The 20521-nt window shown below is 69.3% G+C and carries 20 protein-coding genes and 1 pseudogene; 8 read left to right on the top strand and 13 right to left on the bottom strand.

Annotation, left to right across the window (positions count from 1 at the left end; genetic code table 11):
- Positions 1–16: 16 nt before the first annotated feature.
- Both AC1PLR_RS04010 and AC1PLR_RS04005 read right to left on the bottom strand, forming a co-directional pair.
- Positions 17–658, bottom strand: a complete 642-nt coding sequence (locus AC1PLR_RS04010) for a TlpA family protein disulfide reductase (protein WP_481102760.1) — start codon at positions 656–658, stop codon at positions 17–19.
- Positions 655–1929 (bottom strand): YihY family inner membrane protein, encoded by a 1275-nt coding sequence (locus tag AC1PLR_RS04005; RefSeq protein WP_010341248.1) that lies wholly within the window; start codon positions 1927–1929, stop codon positions 655–657. Before AC1PLR_RS04005 ends, AC1PLR_RS04010 begins: the two co-directional genes overlap by 4 nt.
- A gap of 76 nt (positions 1930–2005) precedes the next feature.
- On the opposite strand from AC1PLR_RS04005, the gene wrbA reads away from it, so the two are divergent.
- The 4 genes from wrbA (at position 2006) to ybaK (ending at position 4003) form a co-directional block, all read left to right on the top strand.
- Entirely contained in the window at positions 2006–2602 is a 597-nt protein-coding gene (gene wrbA, locus AC1PLR_RS04000; protein ID WP_017909078.1) for an NAD(P)H:quinone oxidoreductase, read from the top strand.
- Complete coding sequence (locus AC1PLR_RS03995) at positions 2599–2955, top strand: DUF2069 domain-containing protein (RefSeq protein WP_481102759.1); 357 nt, start codon at positions 2599–2601, stop codon at positions 2953–2955. Before wrbA ends, AC1PLR_RS03995 begins: the two co-directional genes overlap by 4 nt.
- Before the next feature lie 79 nt (positions 2956–3034).
- Positions 3035–3520, top strand: coding sequence for an asparaginase domain-containing protein (locus AC1PLR_RS03990; RefSeq protein WP_017909075.1), 486 nt, complete (start codon positions 3035–3037; stop codon positions 3518–3520).
- A gap of 9 nt (positions 3521–3529) precedes the next feature.
- Complete coding sequence (gene ybaK, locus AC1PLR_RS03985) at positions 3530–4003, top strand: Cys-tRNA(Pro) deacylase (protein ID WP_420008987.1); 474 nt, start codon at positions 3530–3532, stop codon at positions 4001–4003.
- Positions 4004–4326: 323 nt separating this feature from the next.
- On the opposite strand, the gene AC1PLR_RS03980 is transcribed toward ybaK, so the two are convergent.
- The 5 genes and pseudogenes from AC1PLR_RS03980 to sufT form a co-directional block, all read right to left on the bottom strand.
- The gene (locus AC1PLR_RS03980; RefSeq protein WP_481103524.1) at positions 4327–6099 is read right to left on the bottom strand and encodes a S8 family peptidase; all 1773 of its coding nucleotides are present in this window, start codon (positions 6097–6099) and stop codon (positions 4327–4329) included.
- A 645-nt stretch (positions 6100–6744) separates the two neighbouring features.
- Positions 6745–8122, bottom strand: a pseudogene (locus tag AC1PLR_RS03975) (S8 family peptidase); the annotation flags it as partial.
- A gap of 233 nt (positions 8123–8355) precedes the next feature.
- Positions 8356–9804 carry a S8 family peptidase gene (locus tag AC1PLR_RS03970; RefSeq protein ID WP_481102758.1) on the bottom strand — a complete coding sequence of 483 codons (1449 nt, stop codon included), beginning with the start codon at positions 9802–9804 and terminating at the stop codon, positions 8356–8358.
- A gap of 662 nt (positions 9805–10466) precedes the next feature.
- Positions 10467–11567, bottom strand: coding sequence for a branched-chain amino acid aminotransferase (locus tag AC1PLR_RS03965; protein ID WP_481102757.1), 1101 nt, complete (start codon positions 11565–11567; stop codon positions 10467–10469).
- Positions 11568–11676: 109 nt separating this feature from the next.
- Entirely contained in the window at positions 11677–12228 is a 552-nt protein-coding gene (gene sufT / locus AC1PLR_RS03960; protein ID WP_010341241.1) for a putative Fe-S cluster assembly protein SufT, read from the bottom strand.
- Between the two features lie 105 nt (positions 12229–12333).
- On the opposite strand from sufT, the gene AC1PLR_RS03955 reads away from it, so the two are divergent.
- Positions 12334–12753, top strand: coding sequence for a hypothetical protein (locus tag AC1PLR_RS03955; RefSeq protein ID WP_010341240.1), 420 nt, complete (start codon positions 12334–12336; stop codon positions 12751–12753).
- A gap of 138 nt (positions 12754–12891) precedes the next feature.
- Here AC1PLR_RS03955 and AC1PLR_RS03950 read toward each other — a convergent pair whose 3' ends face one another.
- A complete protein-coding gene (locus AC1PLR_RS03950) occupies positions 12892–14334 on the bottom strand; it encodes an NAD(P)(+) transhydrogenase (Re/Si-specific) subunit beta (RefSeq protein WP_481071179.1) in 1443 nt (480 codons plus the stop codon).
- A 131-nt stretch (positions 14335–14465) separates the two neighbouring features.
- Positions 14466–14777 (bottom strand): NAD(P) transhydrogenase subunit alpha part 2, encoded by a 312-nt coding sequence (locus AC1PLR_RS03945; protein ID WP_010341238.1) that lies wholly within the window; start codon positions 14775–14777, stop codon positions 14466–14468.
- 165 nt (positions 14778–14942) lie between these two features.
- Between AC1PLR_RS03945 and AC1PLR_RS03940 the strand changes: the two genes are divergently transcribed.
- Genes AC1PLR_RS03940 through AC1PLR_RS03930 form a run of 3 tightly spaced genes read left to right on the top strand, consistent with a single transcriptional unit; the run spans position 14943 to position 16431 of the window.
- Entirely contained in the window at positions 14943–15518 is a 576-nt protein-coding gene (locus AC1PLR_RS03940) for an RNA polymerase sigma factor (protein WP_010341237.1), read from the top strand.
- Positions 15515–15922, top strand: a complete 408-nt coding sequence (locus tag AC1PLR_RS03935; protein ID WP_481102756.1) for a hypothetical protein — start codon at positions 15515–15517, stop codon at positions 15920–15922. Before AC1PLR_RS03940 ends, AC1PLR_RS03935 begins: the two co-directional genes overlap by 4 nt.
- A gap of 5 nt (positions 15923–15927) precedes the next feature.
- Positions 15928–16431, top strand: a complete 504-nt coding sequence (locus AC1PLR_RS03930; RefSeq protein WP_481102755.1) for a DUF3106 domain-containing protein — start codon at positions 15928–15930, stop codon at positions 16429–16431.
- Positions 16432–16723: 292 nt separating this feature from the next.
- Here AC1PLR_RS03930 and AC1PLR_RS03925 read toward each other — a convergent pair whose 3' ends face one another.
- From AC1PLR_RS03925 to AC1PLR_RS03910, 4 genes are all read right to left on the bottom strand, one after another.
- Complete coding sequence (locus AC1PLR_RS03925) at positions 16724–17803, bottom strand: NAD(P) transhydrogenase subunit alpha (protein ID WP_481099952.1); 1080 nt, start codon at positions 17801–17803, stop codon at positions 16724–16726.
- A 385-nt stretch (positions 17804–18188) separates the two neighbouring features.
- On the bottom strand, positions 18189–19556 hold the full coding sequence (hslU, locus tag AC1PLR_RS03920) for an ATP-dependent protease ATPase subunit HslU (RefSeq protein WP_026144567.1): 1368 nt from the start codon (positions 19554–19556) through the stop codon (positions 18189–18191).
- Positions 19557–19656: 100 nt separating this feature from the next.
- On the bottom strand, positions 19657–20208 hold the full coding sequence (hslV, locus tag AC1PLR_RS03915) for an ATP-dependent protease subunit HslV (protein WP_010341232.1): 552 nt from the start codon (positions 20206–20208) through the stop codon (positions 19657–19659).
- Between the two features lie 48 nt (positions 20209–20256).
- On the bottom strand, positions 20257–20487 hold the full coding sequence (locus AC1PLR_RS03910; RefSeq protein WP_420008981.1) for a DUF3079 domain-containing protein: 231 nt from the start codon (positions 20485–20487) through the stop codon (positions 20257–20259).
- Positions 20488–20521: the final 34 nt, after the last annotated feature.

Genomic DNA, 20521 nt, shown 5'->3' with positions numbered 1-20521 from the left:
CAGGCCACCGACACCCTCACCCCGCCGCCTTCCCCTTGCCCTGCCCCGGCGCCGGACCGCCGGCGGCGGCGATCGCGGTTTCGATGTCGTGGGCGGTGACCGGCCCCAGGAACTGCTTGGCGACCTTGCCGTCGGGCGCGATCAGGTAGGTCATCGGCAGACCGCGCGGGGTGGCGAAATCGGCCGGCGGCGCGTAGGTGTCGACGATGACGATCGGGTAGGCCACCGGATGCTGCTTCAGGAAGGCCTGCATCTCCGCCGGCTCGATGTCCTCGTAGGCCAGGCCCACCACCTCGATGTTGTCGCGCATCACGTGCAGCGCCGACAGCTCCGGCATCTCCTTCAGGCATGGCGCGCACCACGTCGCCCAGAAATTCACCACCACCCACTGCCCCCGGTGCGCGGCCAGGTCGTACTCGCGGCCGTCCACCGCCTTCATCTTCAGGGTCGGCTCGGGGCGGGTCTCCTGCACCACCGACGGTCCGGCCGCCGGTGCGGCGGGCGCCTCCGGCGCGGCAGGGGCGGACGGCGCCTTCGGCGCGGAGGATGGTGCAGTGGTCGCGGCGCCGTCGGCCGGCTTGGGCGTGGGCTGGCGGTCGCACCCCGCCAGCAGGGCGGCGGCGGCGAACAGCGGGAACAACAGGCGCATGGCGGTCATGCAAGGTCTCCGATCTCGGTGTAGAGGTCGCCGACGCGACGCTTGAGCACGTCGCGCAACGGCAGGCGCAGTTCGTCCAGCGCGCGGCACGCCGCCTGGCCCAGGGCGTCGTCGCGGCACGGCAGATAGGTCTCGACGACAGGGATGCGCAACTGGCAATTCTCGTACAGCTCGGCCACCGGCAGGTCGCTCAGGTCGCGGGCCAGCAGCCAGTCGCCCTGCTCGGTACGGCGGAGCAGGCGGATGCGTTCCAGTTCGCACAGCAGTTGCTGCATCAGCGAGTCGGTCAGCATCGGCTCCAGCTGCAGGATCTGGTCCTCCTGCAGGCCACTGCCCTGCTTGCGCGCCTGCGCGAAACGCCCGAGCAGGCGCAGCAGGCCATAGATCTCGTAGCCGGCTGGCAGGCGCATCGAGGCCGGCTGGTAGCGGAAGGCGGCGATCGAGGAGGACACCGAGGCGCCGAGCAGGATCGCGATCCAGCTCAGGTAGATCCACAGCAGGAAGATCGGCACGAACGCGACCGTGCCGTAGATGCGCTGGTACGACTGGAAGCTGCCCAGGTAAAGGCTCAACCCCCACTTCACCAGTTCCAGCAGCAGCACCGCCAGCAGCGCGCCCGGCACCGCGTGGCGCAGCTTGACCGTGTGGTGCGGCACCACCCGGTACACCAGGGTGATGCACACGAACTCGATCAGCACCGGCGCCACGCTCAGCACCACCTGCGCCAGCAGCCGGCCCTCGCTGGTCTTGAACAGCGGCAGCGCGAAGAACCGCGCCGACACCGCCAGCGACGCCGCGGCCAGCAGCGCACCGAGGGTCAGCACCGTCCAGTACACCAGGAAGCGGGTCAGCTGCGGCCGTGCCGAGACCACCCGCCAGATCTGGTTGAAGGTCTGCTCGACGCTGTTGAGGGTGATCAGCAGCGAGACCACCAGCGCGATCACGCCGGCGGTGGTCAGTTGCCCGGCGCTGGCCGAGAACTGCCGCAGGTAGGACTCCACCGAGCGCGCCGCGGCCGGCACGAAGTTGGAGAAGATGTAGTCGCTGAGCTGGTCGCTCCACTTGTCGAACACCGGGAACGCCGACAGCACTCCGAACACCACCACCGCCAGCGGCACCAGCGCGAAGATGGTGGTGTAGGCCAGCGAGGCCGCGGCCTGGAACAACCGGTCGTCGATGAAGCGCCGCCATAGGAAACCGGCGAAGCTGCGCATGCGCGCGCGGTCGCGCAGGCGATCGGCCCAGAGATTGACGGTGTCCAGCGGCTGCATCGGGCAAGGGTACCCGATGCGCATGGACGCCGGCATCGTCGATACTGGCGGCCGTTCCGATCCACGAGAGGGCCGCATGGCCGAGATTCTGGTCCTGTACTACAGCCGCGGCGGCTCGGTGGCGCGCCTGGCGCGGCAGATCGCGCGCGGCGTCGGCGAGGTGCCGGGCATGGCCGCGCGCCTGCGCACCGTGCCGCCGGTGGCCGCGGTCACCCAGACCAGCGCACCGCCGGTGCCCGACAGCGGCGCGCCGTACGTGGATGCCAGCGACCTGCGCGAATGCGTGGGCCTGGCACTGGGCAGCCCGACCCGCTTCGGCAACATGGCCGCGCCGGTCAAGCACTTCATCGACGGGCTCGGCGCCGACTGGGCCAGCGGCACGCTGGCCGGCAAGCCGGCGGCGGTGTTCACCTCGACCGCGTCGCTGCACGGCGGCCAGGAAGCCACCCTGCTGTCGATGCACCTGCCGCTGCTGCACCACGGCTGCCTGATCGTCGGCATTCCCTACACCGAACCGCTGCTCAGCAGCACCCGCAGCGGCGGCACGCCGTACGGCGCCAGCCACGTCGCCGGCGCCGACGACGATCCGCAACCCAGCGAGGAAGAAGCACAGCTGGCGCGTGCGCTCGGCCGGCGCCTGGCCGAGATCGCGCAGCGACTGGCGGCGCCATGAGCGGCGGGCGCCTGCAGGTGGCGCTGGGGACGACGCTGCTGGCGCTGGCGGCGCTGTTCGCGGCCTGGTTCCACGACGATCGCCACCGCCTGGCCGCCCTGCTGGTGTTCGCGCTGCCGCCGCTGCTGCTCGCCGTGGGCGTGTTGCGCGGCTCGGCGCTGGCGCGGTTCTGGAGCGGGGTCGGCGCGCTGCTGTGGTTCAGCCACGGGGTGATGACCGCCTGGAGCCACCCGCCGCAGCGCGGCTACGGCTGGGCCGAACTGCTGCTGGCGCTGCTGGTGGTAGGCCTATCCAGCGCGCCGGGCATCCGCGCGCGTTTCGCCCGTCGCCGCGGCGCGGACGGGCGCGACTGAGCGGCCGCCCCGCCGCGCCCGGTATCATGGACGGCCTGCGCGGCCACGGCCGCGTCCCGACATGCTTCTAGGAACGGCAATGGAAGAACTCCTGATCGTCACCACCGGCGGCACGATCGACAAGATCTACTTCGACGACAAGTCCGACTACCAGATCGGCGACCCGCAGATCGGCCAGATCCTCAAGGAACTGGGCGTGACCTTCCGCTTCACCGTGATCCCGATCATCCGCAAGGATTCGCTGCACATCACCGACGAAGACCGCGAACTGATCCGCGCCACCATCGCCGCGCAGTCCGCGCGGCATGTGCTGATCACCCACGGCACCGACTCGATGGTGCAGACCGGCAAGGTGCTGCAGGCGATCGAGGGCAAGACCATCGTGATGACCGGCGCGCTGAACCCGGCGCGCTTCCGCGGTTCCGATGCCGAGTTCAACATCGGCTGCGCGGTCGGCGCGGTGCAGTCGTTGCCGGCCGGCGTCTACATCGCCATGAACGGGCGCATCTGGGACCCGCAGAAGGTGCGCAAGAACGTGGCGGCGAACCGCTTCGAGGCCGCCTGAGCGACCGCGATGTCCAAGGCCACGCGCGCGACCAAGGCGCTGGATGCGGCCGGCATCGCCTACCGGCTGCATCCCTACGACTACGAAGCCGAAGCCGGCGCCAAGGGCCTGCAGGCCGCGCAGGCGCTGGGCCTGCCGCCGGAGCGGGTACTGAAGAGCCTGATGGCCTGGGTCGATACGCGCGCGGTCTGCGTGGTGGTCCCGTCCGACCGACGCGTGCAGTTGAAGAAACTGGCCGCCGCCGCGGGCGGCAAGGCGGCGCGGATGATGGAGGCCGCCGAGGCCGAGCGCCGCACCGGCTACAAGGTCGGCGGCATCAGCCCGCTGGGCCAGCAGCGACCGGCGCCGGTGCTGATCGAGCAATCGGCATTGGGGGCTGGCAGCGTGTGGTTCAACGCCGGGCAGCGCGGCCTGCTGCTGGAGATGGAGGCCGCGCAGGTGCTCGACGCGCTGCAGGCGCGTGCCTGCGATCTGTGCGAGTGATGGCGGCGTCGGCGCGGGTGGCGTAGAGCGCGATCCTGCCGATCGCCGCGCCCCACCGCGCCTGCGCCGCGGCACTGGCGGGCACCGGGATCCACGCCGCCGTGCCACGAGCGGGTCCACACGACGCCCGCAGCGATGACCGACACAGGGCATAGCGCCATGCCGCGCCACGCGACAGCGCGCGCCGTTCACCCATAAAAAAGCCCCGCGCCGAAGCGCGGGGCGACCGAGAGTGGCAGCATCGGCATCATCCTGGCCGACCACTGCGATCTGGCACCGGGAGGTGCGCGGCGGCCGTCAAGCGGCCGCCGCGACGGAGTGCCTCAGTAGTCGGCCTTCAGGCTGAGACCGGAGAACGTGCTGTACGCCTTGACCCGCACGTAGTAGGTGCCGGCCTGCGGCGAGTTGAAGGTGCAGGACTCGGTGTTGCCGTTGCGGTACGGACGGCAGTCGTAGGCCGAATCGGTCGGCGCGCTGCCGAAGCGCACGTACAGGTCGGCATCGCCGCTGCCGCCGGAGATGTTCACCACCAGGCTGCTGGCACCGGACGGCACCTTGACCGTGTAGTTCAGCGAGGAACCGGTGTTGGCACTGAGGTTGGTGACCGCCACGCCGTCCTGCAGCTCGTTGCTGCTGCCGCCACCACCGCCACCGCCGCTGCTGCCGCCGCTCTGGGCCGCGGTGACCGCGGCGTTGGCGTCGAGCAGGCCGGCGCCGCAGCCCTGCGAGCAGGAGAAGCTGGCCGCGGTGTTCTTGATGGTGCTTTCCACCTGCGCCGGGGTCAGCGCGGTCGGCGCCACCGACTGCATCAGCGCGACCACACCGGCCACGTGCGGGGTCGCCATCGAGGTGCCGTTGTAGGAGGCGTAGCTCGGGTTGCCCGGGGTGGTGGTGCCGTCGTTGAGCGTGGACAGGATGCTCGAGCCCGGTGCGGAGATGTCGATGCCCGCGCCGTAGTTCGAGTAGCTGGCCTTGGCCCGCGACGAGGTGGTGGCCGCCACCGCGATCACGTTGTTGCAGTTGGCCGGCACCGAGCTGGACACGTTGGTCGAGCTGTTGCCCGCCGCCACCACCACCGTGGTGCCGCGACCGACCGCGCCGTTGATGGCGTTCTGGTAGGTGGTCGAGCAGGTGCCGCTGCCGCCCAGCGACATGTTGATCACTTCGGCCGGGTTCTGGTTGGCCGGTACGCCGCTGACGGTGCCGCCGGAGGCCCAGGTGATCGCATCGGCGATGTCGGAGGTGTAGCCGCCGCACTTGCCGAGCACGCGCACCGGCAGGATCTTGGCCTTGAACGCGGTGCCGGCCACGCCGGTGCCGTTGTTGGTGACCGCGGCGATGGTGCCGGCCACGTGGGTGCCGTGCCAGCTGGAATTGGAGGCAGGCGAGCCGGAATAGCACTCGCCGGCGGCGGCCCAGTCGCCTTCGTCGGCCGGGTTGCTGTCGCGGCCGTCGCCGTCGCGTGCGGCATCCGCATCGCTAATGAAGTCGTAGCCTTGCAGGACGTTGGCGTTGAGATCGGGGTGGCTGGTGATGCCGGTGTCGATCACCGCCACGACCACGCCGTCGCCAGTGGCCTTGTCCCAGGCCGAGCGCACGTTGATGCCGGCGTTGGTGGTGCCGAAGGCCCACTGGTCGCCCAGGCGCGGATCGTTCGGGGTCAGCGCGATGGTCATGCGCTGGTCGACCTCGACGTACTCGACGTTCGGATCGGCGGCGATCTGCCGCATCAGCGTCTCGGCCTCGGCGCGGTCCAGCGGACGGCTGGCCTTGACCACTTCCGGCCCAACCGCCAGGCGGCGCAGGCTGGTCAGGCCGAGCGCACGGCCGTTCTTGGCCGGCAGCGCGGCGGCGGCCGACTGCAGCGTCGCGCGCAGCGCCGCCGAGGGCGCCGCAGCGGCGGCGGACGCGCTGGAGATGCTGACCGGCGCGGCATCGCGGGTCTTGACGATGAAGCGCTGTACGGTCGGCTCGGAAGACAGGCCGGAGAGGTTCACGTCACCGGCGAAGGCTGGGGTGGCCAACAGCAGCGAGGTGAGAGCGGAGGCGCCCAGCACGACCAGCCACGGACGCTGGCGCGACCCACGATGCGACATTTCGGACATTCGGACTTCCTTTCGGTTGAGTAGCCGCCTGATGGCGGTGTTCCGCGCCGCACCGGTCCGGTCGAAACCTGAACCTGGCGTGCGTTGCGAGCCCGGTCGGATGGCGTGTTGCCGACCATTCATCGACGCTAGCTCAGTACAAGCGCGTATGGAGCAGGGTGTGACGGAAATCCGTTGTACAAAACGAGGAACTGCTACGAGTTTCGATGTAATAAAGAGATACATACCTCGTTTTTGCTGCATTGCAGCATATTTAGACGCCAAACTTGGCAAATCCAGGGCGATTTTTTGGCTCCCGCACGACGTATCGACAAGAAAGAGAGACATCGGATACAGACAGACGTGTTGGCCGACAGGACACGCGGCCGCACCGGGATGGACACGGACTGTCCGGGGAAAATCCCTCGGACCGGCAAATCACAAAAGGGGACTGCCGTGGCCAGATCGACATGCCGCCAGCACCGATGCGCGGAAACGCACAACTCTGCGTGCCTTGGCATGCGATTTTCGCAAAGCGCCAGCCCTCGACCGCAAGCGGCTGACATGGCCTGCGGGCGGCGACAGCGCAGCCCGCAGGTGAGGTGCCTGGACAGCGCAACCGTGATCGGCGCTGCACAGGCACCAGGTGGCTCAATTGCCGCCGCGCACCGCAGCCAGCACTGCCGCGTCGGCGTCGAGCAGTCCAGCACCACAGCCCTCCGGGCAGGAGAAGCTGGCGGCGGTGTTCTTGATGATGCTTTCCACCTGCGCCGGGGTCAGCGCGGTCGGCGCCACCGATTGCATCAGCGCGACCACGCCGGCCACATGCGGCGCTGCCATCGAAGTCCCGTAGTAATAGGCGTAGCTGGGATTGCCCAAGGTGGTGGTGCCATCGTTGAGGGTGGACAGGATCCCCGATCCCGGCGCGGAGATGTCGATGCCGGCGCCGTAGTTCGAGTAGCCGGCCTTGGCCCGCGACGAGGTGGTGGCCGCCACTGCGATCACGTTGTCGCAACTGCCGGGCCTGACATTGGAGACGTCGGTCGAATTGTTGCCGGCCGACACCACCACGGTTGTACCGCGAGCGACCGCGCTGTTGATCGCGTCCTGGTAGGTCGTCGAGCAGCTGCCGCTGCCGCCCAGCGACATGTTGATCACTTCGGCCGGGTTGGCGTTGTCCGGCACGTCGCTGACGGTGCCGCCGGACGCCCAGACGATGGCATCGGCAATGTCGGAGGTGTAGCCGCCGCACTTGCCAAGCACGCGCACCGGCACGATCCTGGCGTTGAACGCGGTGCCGGCCACACCGGTGGCGTTGTTGGTCACCGCGGCGATGGTGCCGGCGACGTGGGTGCCATGCCAGCTCGAGTCCAGCGCGCGGGAACCGCTGTAGCACTCGTCGGCGGCGGTCCAGTCGCCTTCGTCGGCGGGGTTGCTGTCGCGACCGTCCCCATCGCGCGCGCGATCCGCCTCGCTGATGAAGTCGTAGCCGGGCAGGATGTTGGCGTCGAGGTCGGGATGGGGGGGTGATCCCGGTATCGAGCACCGCCACCACCACCCCGCGCCCGCTCGCCTTGTCCCAGGCCGGGCGTATGTTGATGCCGGCGGTGCCGGTGCCGAAGGCCCACTGGTCGGACAGGCGCGTGTCGTCAGGGGTCAGCGCGATGGTCATGCGCTGGTCGACCTCGACATATTCGACATTTGGATCCGCGGCCAGCCGGCGCATCAGCGTCTCGGCTTCGGCGCGGTCGAGCGGCCGGCTGGCCCTGACCACCTCCGGGCCAATCGCCAGGCGTCGCACGGCGGTCAGGGCCAGCGCGTTGGCTTGATTGCCGGATGGCAGCGTCGCAGTGACCGATTGCAACAGATTTCGCAGCGTTGACGTCGCCCCGCGGTGGCCACTGGTGATTTGCGCCGGGGCGCTATCGCGGATCTTGACGATGAAGCGTTGCACGCTCGGCTCAGTGGACAGGCCCGACAGGTTGACATCGCCTGCGCGGACCGGCATCGCCAGCAGCGAACCCAGGGTGACCATCCCCAATGCGAACAACCGGAAACAGTGGAACGAACCGCGTTTCGAGATCTCGACCATATGCAGGATTCCTTGGCTTGTTTTTCGACCGCTCAAGGACAAGACCCGTGCCAGCGAAATGACCCCATGGCGCGGGAAGGCAGCCTGGCGGTACGTGTACAGGGTGCGCAACTGCCATCAAGCGTCGGCGGCGGCCCGCGCTGGGCCGCCGCACCCGCCAGTTGGACGCGTCGCGATCAGTTGCTGCCGTTCAGCGCGGCGTCCACCGCCGCATTGGCGTCGAGCAGTCCGGCACCGCATCCTTCCGAGCAAGAGAAGCTCGCGGCGGTCTTGCTCAGGACGTTCTTGACCTCAGCAGGACTCAATACCGTTGGCGCGACCGATTGGATCAACGCCACCACGCCTGACACGTGCGGGGCCGCCATCGACGTCCCGCTCTCCGACTTGTAGATCGGATTGCCTGGGGCGGTGCTGCCATCGTTGAGCGTGGACAGGATGCTCGACCCGGGCGCGGAGATGGTGATCCCGTTGCCATAGTTCGAATAGCTCGCCTTCGCCCGCGAGGACGTAGTGGCGGCGACTGCGATCACGTTGGCGCAGTTGGCCGGCACCGAGCGGGACACATCGGTGGAACCGTTGCCCGCCGCCACCACTACCGTGGTGCCACGGCCGACCGCGGCGTTGATGGCGTTCTGGTAGGTGCTCGAGCAGGTGCCGCTGCCGCCCAGCGACATGTTGATCACCTCGGCCGGGTTCTGGTTGGCCGGCACGCCGCTGACGGTGCCACCGGACGCCCAGACGATGGCATCGGCGATATCGGAGGTGTAGCCGCCGCACTTGCCGAGCACACGCACCGGCAGGATCTTGGCGTTGAACGCAGTGCCGGCCACACCGGTACTGTTGTTGGTCAAAGCGGCGATGGTGCCGGACACATGGGTCCCATGCCAGGAGGAACTATGGCCAGAGAAATCGAAGGGACTGCACTCGAACGCATCCGCCCAGTCACCAGGGTCTGATGGGTCGCTGTCGCGGCCGTCGCCATCGCCGGCATTGTCGCTGTCGCTGACGAAGTCGTAGCCAGCGGACAGGACGTTGGCGTCGAGGTCGGGGTGCCTGGTGATGCCGGTATCGAGTACCGCCACCACCACGCCCTTGCCGGTCGCCTTTTCCCAGGCAGGCCGCACGTCGATGCCCTCGCTGCCGGTACCGAAGGCCCACTGGTCGGAAAGCTGCGGATCATTCGGGGTCAGGGCCGCGGTCAGACGCCGGTCCACTTCGACGTACTCGACGTTCGGATTGGCGGCCAATCGGCGCATCAGCGCTTCGGCTTCGGTGCGGTCGAGCGGCCGATTGGCCCTGACCACCTCCGGACCGATCGCCAGCCGCCGCAGGGCGGTCAGGACCAGGGCGTCGCCTCCATCGCGGGACGGCAGCGTCGCCGCGACCGATTGCAGCAGGTTGCGCAGCGAAGACGCCGCATCGCCAGGAACTCCCGCGACCTGCGTCGAGGCGCTGTCGCGTGTCTTGACGATGAAGCGCTGCAGCGTGGACTCGGTCGAGAGTCCGGAAAGGTCCACGTCCCCTGCGAAGGCGGGAGTGGTCAACAACAGCGAGGTCAAGGTGCACACACCCAGCACAACCAGCCGAACTCGGGTATGCGAACCGGATCGAGGTATTGCGAGCATTCGAAACTTCCCCTTTCGTTGAGTGCTACCTAGCAGCGATACCGCACCTGCAGAGCACCAGAAGCACACGGCGGCGACTGCAGCGCGACTCCAGGCTGGGATCTGCTTCCAGCCGGTGCGGGACGCTATCTCACTTTTTTGTGCCCGGGGGAGTTAATGCATCTTTAAATTTCAAAATTGCAACGAGTTTCAACATAAACGCGACACATTATTATTGATTATTTCCTCATGATATTCCGCTGATTGACGGCAGCGACGCCGAGAAGGATTTTCGCCGGTCGCCACCGCGAATCATCGTTTATGCGGCGCTGCTTGCCATCGGCGCAACAGGCATCGCAGCGGCGCTGCGGCGACGACGACGACGAACCGTCGCCCATGCAAACGCCCGGCGCACCGCAATGACGGCGCGCTGGTCCTGGGCTGGAACGTTCAAACCAGGTGCGTGATCGGAAATGGCGGGCGTGCGAATGCCCGCTTGGGCGTCATGCGGTGGGAACGGCGCGCCGCTGGCATGGCACACCGTCGTCCGTTGAGCCGCTCGCCCTGCTGCAAGAACCGCTGGCGCCTGGCCCTGGCCCTGGTCACGACAGTGCGCGGCCAGGGCGATGGGGCCCCCAGGGTTCGCCTCTTGGCCACGCCGGTGACCGACGAGGCAGGCGGGCTCAGCCCAGACGCACCAGCCAGCCGTGGCGGTCGGCGACGCGGCCGTACTGGATGTCGGTCAGTTCCTGGCGCAGCGACAGCGTCACCGGGCCGGCGGGGGCGGTGAGGTCGCCGACCGCGAAGTCCTTGCCCTTGAGCTGGCCGATCGGGGTCACCACCGCGGCGGTGCCGCAGGCGAACACCTCGGCGATCTCGCCCGAGGCCACGCCGTCGCGCCACTCGTCGATGCTGACCTGCCGCTCCACCACCTGCATGCCGCGGTCGCGGGCCAGTTGCAGGATGCTGTCGCGGGTGATGCCTTCCAGGATGCTGCCCGACAGCGCCGGGGTGACCAAGCTGCCGTCGCGCATCACCAGGAACACGTTCATGCCGCCCAGTTCCTCGATGTACTTGCCCTCGACCGGGTCGAGGAACAGCACCTGCGAGCAGCCCTGCGCCTGCGCCTGCTGCTGCGGCAGCAGCGAGGCGGCGTAGTTGCCGCCGCACTTGGCCGCGCCGGTGCCGCCCTTGGCGGCGCGCGCGTAGTCGGTGGACAGCCAGATCGCCACCGGCGCCACGCCCTTGGCGAAATAGGCGCCGGCCGGGCTGGCGATGACGTAGTAGCCGGCCTTCTGTGCGGCGCGCACGCCCAGGAAGGCCTCGTTGGCGATCATGAACGGACGGAAATATAGGCTGGTCTCCGGCGCCGACGGCACCCAGGCCGCGTCGACCGCGATCAGTTGCCGCAGCGATTCCACGAACAGCTCCACCGGCAGCTCCGGCAGCGCCAGGCGCTGCGCCGAGCGCTGCAGGCGCTTCCCGTTGGCCTCCGGGCGGAAGGTCCAGATCGAGCCGTCGGCATGGCGGTAGGCCTTGATGCCTTCGAAGATCTCCTGGCCGTAGTGCAGCACCGAGGCGGCCGGGTCCAGCACCAGCGGGCCGTAGGCGCGCACTTCGGCGTCGTGCCAGCCCTGCTCGCGGCTCCATTCGATGGCGACCATGTGGTCGGTGAAATAGTTGCCGAAGCCCGGCGCGGCGAGGATCTGCGCGCGCGCCTCGGCGCTGCGCGCGGCGGTGGACGGGGTCAGGCGGAACTGCGTGGACGGCTCGGTAGCGGACACCGGGAATTCCTGTGGTAGTCGAGGGATGGCCAGGCCGCAGCGTCGTGGCGACAGCAGCGGCGGCGCCCGATCGGCCTCCCACCGCGACGCGCGAAGCATCGCGCGCGGGTCAGAGCATGCCGGTTTCCAGGCGCGCGGCCTCGGACATCATATGCCGGCCCCACGGCGGATCGAACACCAGCTCGACGTCGGCCTCGGCGATGGTCGGGATCATCTCCAGCTTGCTGCGCACGTCGTCGACCAGGATCTCGCCCATGCCGCAGCCGGGCGCGGTCAGGGTCATCTTGACCTCGACGGTGCGCTGGCCATCGTCGCGCGCGTGCATGGTCACGTCGTAGATCAGCCCCAGATCGACGATGTTGAACGGGATCTCAGGGTCGAAGCAGGTGCGCAACTGCTGCCAGATCAAGGCTTCCACCTGCTCGTCGCCGGCGCCCTCGGGCAGTTCCAGCCCCGGCGGCGGCTCCTTGCCGATGGCGTCGCCATCCTTGCCGGCGATGCGGAACAGGTTGCCCTCCACGAACACCGTGTAGCTGCCGCCCAGGGCCTGGGTGATATAGCCATAGCTGCCGGCCGGCAGGGTCACCGCGTCGCCCTGCGGCACCATCACCGCGGCGCAATCGCGTTCGAATTGGACAGGTTCGCTGCTGCGTGAGTACATGGGGGCGATATGGGGCCAGGCCCCGCCGGTGCAAGTCGTGCAGTTTATCCGAGTGCGCGGGGCGCGCGCCGGAAGTATCCTGTACGCCTTCTCCGGGAACATCGAATGCCGCCTTCCTCCACGCCGGCCAGGTCCTCGCACTGGCTGTGGCCCCTGCTGCTCGCCATGGGCTGTTTCACCGCATTGATCGCCTGGTTGCTGGTGGCGCTGTCGCTGGGTCGCCAGGCCGGCTGGATGGCCGTGGTGGTGGCGCTGGAGATCGCCTGGATGCTGCGCCTGGGCGGCCTGCCGCGCGGGCCGCTGCGCATCGCGGTGGCGATGGTCGCCACGGTCCTGGTGATCGTCGCCGCCAACTGGGGCATCGCCGCCGCGCAGATGGGCGCGGGGCTGGGCCTGAACGTGTGGGACTCGTCGCTGAAGATGGGCGCCCACTACGCCTGGACCCTGACCCTGCTGGCCAACAGCCCCGGCGATCTGCTGTGGCTGGGCATCGGCGTGGCCGCGGCGTATTTCAGCGCGCGCTGAGCCAAGGCCGGGGCGCGGCGGACGCCGTTGGCGTGGCGCGGCCTGAGGGCATCCCGATCATCACCGGTAAGGTCCGGTCGCGGCTGAAGCCGCTCCTACGACTCCGGCTTACGTCACCCCTGCCCCGCCTGCAACGGCTCAGTGGCCGCCGCCGTCCAGCGCCTTCAGTTCGCTGACCAGGGCGCCGGCCGCCTCGGCGCCGTCGCCGTAGAGCATGCGGGTGTTGTCGGCATAGAACAACGCGTTCTCGATGCCGGCGAAGCCGGTGCCCTTGCCGCGCTTGATGACGATGACGTTCCTGGAATTGACCACGTCCAGGATCGGCATGCCGTAGATCGGGCTGGCCGGGTCGGTCTTGGCAACCGGGTTGACCACGTCGTTGGCGCCGATCACCAGCGACACGTCGGTGCTGGCGAACTCGGGGTTGATGTCGTCCATGTCGGCGATCAGGTCGTAGGGCACGCCGGCCTCGGCCAGCAACACGTTCATGTGCCCGGGCATGCGCCCGGCCACCGGGTGGATCGCGAACTTGACCTTGACCCCGCGCTCGATCAGCCGCTGCGCCAGTTCCCAGATCTTGTGCTGCGCCTGCGCCACCGCCATGCCGTAGCCGGGCACGATCACCACGCGCTCGGCGTAGGCCATCATCGCCGCCACGTCGCCGGCCTCGATCGGCTTCTGGCTGCCGGCGATCGCCTGCGCCTGGCCACCACCGCCGAAGTTGGAGAACAGCACGCCGCGGATCGGCCGGTTCATCGCCTTGGCCATCAGCCGGGTCAGCAGGATGCCGGCCGCGCCGACCATCATGCCGGCGATGATCAGCGCCTCGTTGCCGAGCACGTAACCCTCGAACGCCACCGCCAGGCCGGTGAAGGCGTTGTACAGCGAGATCACCACCGGCATGTCGGCGCCGCCGATCGGCAGGGTCATCAGCACGCCCAGGGCCAGTGCCAGCACGAAGAACAGCACGATCGCCAGCGGACTCAGGCTGATCGCGGCCCACGCGCCAACGGCCAGCATCGCCACGCACACCAGCAGGTTGAACGCCTGCTGCCCGGGGAAGGTGACGCGCTTGTCCAGGCGCCCGTCGAGCTTGGCCCAGGCGATGATCGAGCCGGACAGCGACACCGCGCCGATCGCCGAGCCGATCACCGCCAGCGCCAGCGTGGTGGCGTCGGGCTGGCGCGCGGCCAGCGCGGCGATCGCAGCCTCGCTCCAGTGGGTGGTGTCACGGCGCATCAGGAACGAGAAGCGCAGCAGTTCCACCGCACCGATCGCCGCCGCCGAGCCGCCGCCCATGCCGTTGTACAGCGCGACCATCTGCGGCATGTCGGTGATCGCGACCTTCTTGGCCGAGATCCATGCCGCGGCGGTGCCGAGCGCGATCGCCAGCACGATCAGCGGCAGGTTGTGCAGGCCCGGCAGCAGGAAGGTGGCGGCGGTCGCCAGCAGCATGCCGAAGCCGGCCCAGCGGATGCCGCTGCGCGCGGTCCTGGGCGAGGCCATGCGCTGCAGGCCGAGCAGGAACAGGGTGGCGGCGACCAGGTAGCTGCTCTTGATCAGGATCGGCAACAGTTCCATCAGCAGGCGTGCTCCGAAAAAGGACATCTGCCCGAGCGGCAGCAAGTAGGAAAGAACGACCAGCGCGATGCCGAGCAACGCGAGCAAGGCGGCCACGGCCAGCGCCGCGGCGATGCGCCGCTGCCGCGCATTCAATCCTTGGCCTTGGTCTTGGCGGCGTCCGGCTTGCTGGACTTGAACATGTCGAGCATGCGCTCGGTCACCACGTAGCCGCCGGCGGCATTGCCGGCGCCGAGCAGCACCGCGACGAAGCCGATGGCCTTTTCGAGGGTGGTGTCGGCATGGCCCAGCACCACCATCGCGCCGATCAGGACGATGCCGTGGATGAAGTTGGAACCGGACATCAGCGGGGTGTGCAGGATCACCGGCACCCGCGAGATGATCACATGCCCGGCGATGGCCGCCAGCATGAAGATGTACAAGGCCACGAAACCGTCGCTCATCGCACTGTTCTCCCGGGCGCCGCGCCCGTCCGCCGCATCATAACCGTCTGCTGAACCGCTGTGCGATGCCGCCGTGCCGTTCCACCGGGCCCGCGGCGACCGGCGGGTCAACCACGGCCGCCGCGGCGCGTTAACCACGGCATCCCCCCGCCAGGAAGCTAAGCTGTGCTGGTGAGCACGCCCGCCCTCGCACCGCCGTCGACCGATGCCGACACCGCGCAGCGCCCGCTGCCGGCGTCGCTGGATGCGTTCCTGGCCGAGATCGGGCCGCGCGCGTTCCGCTTCGCCGAAGCCGGCCTGCGCCAGCGCGAGGACGCGCTGGATGCGGTGCAGGACGCGATGATCAAGCTGCTGGCCTACCGCGAGCGCCCGGCGCAGGAATGGACGCCGCTGTTCTGGAGCATCCTGCGCCGGCGCATCATCGACCTGCAGCGCCGCCGCAATTTCCGCCTGCGCTTCTGGGCACCGACCAGCGAACGCGACGCGGACAGCCCGCCGGACTGGGCCGACGACGGCCCCAATCCGTCCGAGCAGCACGAGCGTCGGCAGACCCATGCGCGCTTGGTGACGGCGCTGCGCGCATTGCCGGCCCGGCAGCGCGAGGCCTTCACCCTGCGCGTGCTGGAAGAACTGGACGTGGCTACCACCGCACGCGCGATGGGCTGCTCGGAAGGCTCGGTGAAAACCCATCTGTCGCGCGCCCGCGAGGCGCTGCAGAAACAACTGGAGGACGTCCGATGACATCCGATCCCATCCGCTCCGCGGACTTCGACGCGCGCCTGCGTGCCGTCCACCAGGCCGGCTTGCAGGCCCTGCCCGCGCCGACCCTGGCGCGGCTGCGCGCCGCGCGCCACCAGGCCAGCCAGACGCGCCCGGCGCCCTTCCTGCGCCGGGGCTGGCTGCTGGCGGCGGTGCCGGCGCTGCTCGGTGCGGCGCTGGGCGTGCACCTGCTGCTGCGCCCGGCACCGTCGGTGCCGATCACCACCGCCAGCGTCGTCGCCGGCACGACCGCGGTGGCGCCGACGCCGACGGGCGCCACCGCAAGCACCGACAGCGACCAGGCCGCGAGCGCGACCGCGATGCTGGACGAAAATCCCGACCTGTACCTGTGGCTGGGGTCCGATACCTCGCTGGCAATGGAATGAACCCGATGACTCGCCTGATCCGACATTCCCTGGCGCTGGCGCTGCTGACCGGCAGCGCCGTTTCGGCCTTCGCCGCGCCGCCCCCGCCAGGGCCGCCGCCCCCGCCACCGCCTTTCGCCGCAGATCGCGACGACGATACCGGCCCGCCGCTGCCCGACTGGGAACACCTGAGCCCGCAGCAGCGCGAGTTGCTGATCGCGCCGCTGCGCCAGCGCTGGAACGACACCCCGCAGCAACGCCGGCGCATGTTCGAGCATGCGCAGCGCTGGCAGTCGATGACTCCGGAACAACGCGAGCAAGCGCGCAAGGGTGCCCGCCGCTACGAGGACATGAACCCGCGACAGCGCGAGGAGGCGCGGGTGCTGTTCGACCGCATGCGTGCGCTGCCGCCGGAGCAGCGCAAGGCGCTGCGCGACCGCTGGGAAGCGATGACGCCGGCGCAACGCGCCGCCTGGATCCGTGCCAATGCCGGCCCGGACGAGCGGCCGCCGCCGGATGCTTCCAGGTAAGCGAACCGCGGCGCCGGTCCAAGCCTGATGCGCATGGCCGCACCTCGTCGCATCGCCGTGGGCGGCGCATGGACTCCAGCGCCGCATAAAGCACCTCGCGTAGGAGCGGCTTCAGCCGCGACCGGGTTTACCGGGAAGGCTGTCGCGGCTGAAGCCGCTCCTACGGAAGTCGCCCTCCACTCGCGACGCGGTGTTTTCGGTAGCGCCCGTCGCGGCTGAAGCCGCCCCTACACGGCGACCGTGCCCGCAGATCAGCGCCGACCGAGCCGGCGCCCGACCATCGCGGCCACGCTCATGCCGTCCAGCGCGTCTTCGCCAGCAGCTCGTCGTTCCAGTCGTAGGCGATCGCGCCGTCCTTCAGGAACAGCGCGACGAAGTTGTAGACGTTGCGCGCGTACATCTCGCTGGCATGCACCGCGCCCATGCTGGCCAGATCCAGCGGACCGGAGATGGTCACCCCGGCGTGTTCGATGGTCTCGCCCGGTCGGGTCAGTTCGCAGTTGCCGCCGGTCTCGGCGGCCAGGTCGACCACCACGCTGCCCGGCTTCATGCCGGCGACCATCGCCGCGCTGAGGATCTTCGGCGCCGGCCGCCCCGGCACCGCGGCGGTGCACACCACTACGTCGATGCCCTTCAGGTGCTCGGCCAGGCGACGCTGCTGCTCGGCGCGTTCGTCGTCGGTGAGTTGCCGCGCGTAGCCACCCTCGCCGGCGGCACTCACGCCAAGGTCGAGGAACTTGCCGCCCAGCGACTCGATCTGCTCGCGGGTTTCCGGGCGCACGTCGAAGCCCTCCACCTGCGCCCCCAGGCGCTTGGCAGTGGCGATGGCCTGCAGGCCGGCCACGCCGGCGCCGACGATCAGCACCTTGGACGGGCGGATGGTGCCGGCCGCGGTGGTCAGCATCGGGAAGAAGCGCGGCGCCAGCTGCGCGGCGATCAGGGTGGCCTTGTAGCCGGCCATGCCGGCCTGCGAACTGAGCACGTCCATCGCCTGCGCGCGGGTGGTGCGCGGCAGCCGCTCCAGCGGAAAGGCGACCAGTTGCCGCGCCTGCAGCGCCGCCGCGCGCGCCGGATCGGCCTGCGGCTGCAGGATGCCGACCACGCCGGCGCCCTCCTTCAACTGCTCCAGCGCCAGCGCCGGCAGCGGCTGCACGCACAGCACGAGATCCGCCTGCGCCGGGCTGTCGGCATCGGCCAGGCTGGCGCCGGCGGCCAGATACGCGTCATCGACGAACCCGGCCGATACGCCGGCCTCCGGCTCGACCCGCACCTGCGCGCCCAGCGCGACCAGTTTCTTGACCGTCTCCGGCGTGGCCGCCACGCGGCGTTCGCCCTGCGCCGATTCCTTCACCACCAGCACCTGCACTGCCATGCGATTCCCCGTGCCTGAGTCCGTCGTCCGCGCCGATCCTACAGCGTCCGCACGCCGGGTGGAGGCTCGCCCCCTGCCGGACGGCGCGGGTCGGCGGGTCGGCATGTCGGAAACTCGGATGCGCTGGCATCAGCCGCGCTCCACGCCGATGTTTGAGGGCGAGGCATCTCCCGATGCACCCGCGCGCATCAGCGCGTCGGGAAGGGACTGGCCGGCCAGGAACATGTGCAGCGGCGACATGCGGTCACCAACGGGGAACCACCGCAGGCGCGACCTGCCGCCTCGTCGCGGTGGAAGACGAGCGCGGCAACGCCATGCCGACTTGGTCGGACGGCACAACGGCAGACGCCAGCAAGGCGCCTGCCGCTCTGGATCGTGCCTGGGCCTACAGGATGTACCGGCTCAGGTCCGGATCCTGCACCAGTTCGCCCAGGTGCGCGTCGACATAGGCCGCGTCCACCGTGACGCTCTGCCCATCGCGGTCGGGGGCTTCGTAGCTCAGCGTGTCGAGCAGGCGCTCGAGCACGGTGTGCAGGCGTCGCGCGCCGATGTTCTCCTGGCGCTCGTTGACCAGGAACGCGATCTCCGCCAGGCGCGCGATGGCGTCGTCGGTGAAGCGCAGGCTCACGCCTTCGGTCAACAGCAGCGCCTCGTACTGCTTGGTCAGCGCCGCCTTCGGCTCGGTGAGGATGCGGATGAAGTCGTCCTTCGACAGCGCCGACAGCTCCACGCGGATCGGGAAGCGGCCCTGCAGCTCCGGGATCAGGTCGCTGGGCTTGGCCAGGTGGAACGCGCCGGAGGCGATGAACAGGATGTGGTCGGTCTTGACCGTGCCGTACTTGGTGCTGACGTTGGAGCCTTCCACCAGCGGCAGCAGATCGCGCTGCACGCCTTCGCGCGAGACGTCGCCGCCGGTGGCGCCGGCCTCGCTGCGCTTGGCCACCTTGTCGATCTCGTCGATGAACACGATGCCGTGCTGTTCGCAGGCCTCGATCGCCGCGGCGCGCACGTCGTCCTCGTTGACCAGCTTGCCGGCCTCTTCCTCGATCAGCAGCGGCCGCGCGGCCTTGATGGTCAGCTTGCGCGACTGCGACTTGCCGCCGCCCAGGTTGGAGAACATCTGCCGCAGCTGCTGGCCCATTTCCTCCATGCCCGGCGGGGTCATGATGTCCATGCTGACGTTGACCGCGACATCCAGTTCGATCTCGCGCTCGTCCAGTTCGCCGGCACGCAGCATGCGCCGGAACTTGCTGCGGGTGTCGCTGTCCTGCGCCGACGGTTCGTTGCGCGCCGCTTCCGGATCGAAGCCGATGCCGGCGCTGCGCCGCGGCAGCAGCGCATCGAGGATGCGGTCCTCGGCGCGCTCCTCGGCCTGCGTGCGCACGCGGGTCTTGGCCTGCTCGCGGTACAGCTTGACCGCGGTATCGGCCAGGTCGCGCACGATCTGCTCCACGTCCTTGCCGACATAGCCGACCTCGGTGAAGCGGGTGGCCTCGACCTTGACGAACGGCGCATTGGCCAGCGTCGCCAGGCGCCGCGCGATCTCGGTCTTGCCGACGCCGGTGGGGCCGATCATCAGGATGTTCTTCGGCATCACTTCGTTGCGCAGCGCGTCGGGCAACTGCATGCGCCGCCAGCGGTTGCGCAGCGCGATCGCCACCGCGCGCTTGGCCTCGTGCTGGCCGACGATGTGGCGGTCCAGCTCCTGCACGATCTCGCGCGGGGTCATGGTGGAGGTATCGGGATTTGGCATTGGGGATTGGGGATTCGTAGAAGCGGAGTAGGAACGATCGATGCAATGTCAGGCACAGGGAAAGGAGCGCTGTTGCGAATCCCCAATCCCGACTCCCGAATCACAGCTCTTCGACCACCACATTGCGATTGGTGTAGATGCAGATGTCGCCGGCGATGTTCAGTGCTTCGACGGCGATGGTGCGCGCGTCCAGCGTGGTATGGCCGAGCAGCGCGCGTGCGGCCGACAGGGCGTAGGAGCCGCCGGAGCCGATGGCGATGATGCCGTCCTCCGGTTCGATCACGTCGCCGGTGCCGCTGATGATCAGCGAGGTCTCCTTGTCGGCCACCGCCAGCAGCGCCTCGAGCTTGCCGAGGCGGCGCTCGGTGCGCCAATCCTTGGCCAGTTCGACTGCGGCGCGGGTCAACTGGCCGTGCTTCTCCAGCTTGGCCTCGAACAGCTCGAACAGGGTGAACGCATCGGCAGCGGCGCCGGCGAACCCGGCCAGCACCTGGCCCTCGCGGCCGAGCCGGCGCACCTTGCGCGCATTGCCCTTCATCACGGTGTGGCCCAGGGTCACCTGGCCGTCGCCGGCCACGGCGACGCGGCCATCGCGGCGCACCGACAGGATCGTGGTGGCGTGGAAAACATTGGGGTTCTGACTGGGATCCATGCGGCCTCCGGAGCAATGACTCAGGTGTGGGGGCTGGCGGCGCGCGGTTCAAGCGTCGCCGTGAGCGGGCGGGTCATCGCCGAGCCGGGCATGCGCTGGCCGCGCCGGATCGGCAGCGATGCCCCAGGCGAGATGCCAATCTTCGCCCTCGGTCTCGATCGGGTGCAGGGTGCGCCCGGCCCCATTGCCGCAGGCCAGATCGTTTGCCGCGCAATAACGGTCGCAGCCCCAGCACAGCCGTTCGGGGTGGCGCGGCGCCAGCGGAAAGGGTTTGGCCATCGGTGAGCCCTCGCAACGTGGGAGGGCAGTGTCG

The organism is Xanthomonas sp. NCPPB 3570, from assembly GCF_056725115.1.
Note: the sequence above shows the minus strand (reverse complement) of the source record. Positions and strands in the feature narration are given on the sequence as shown.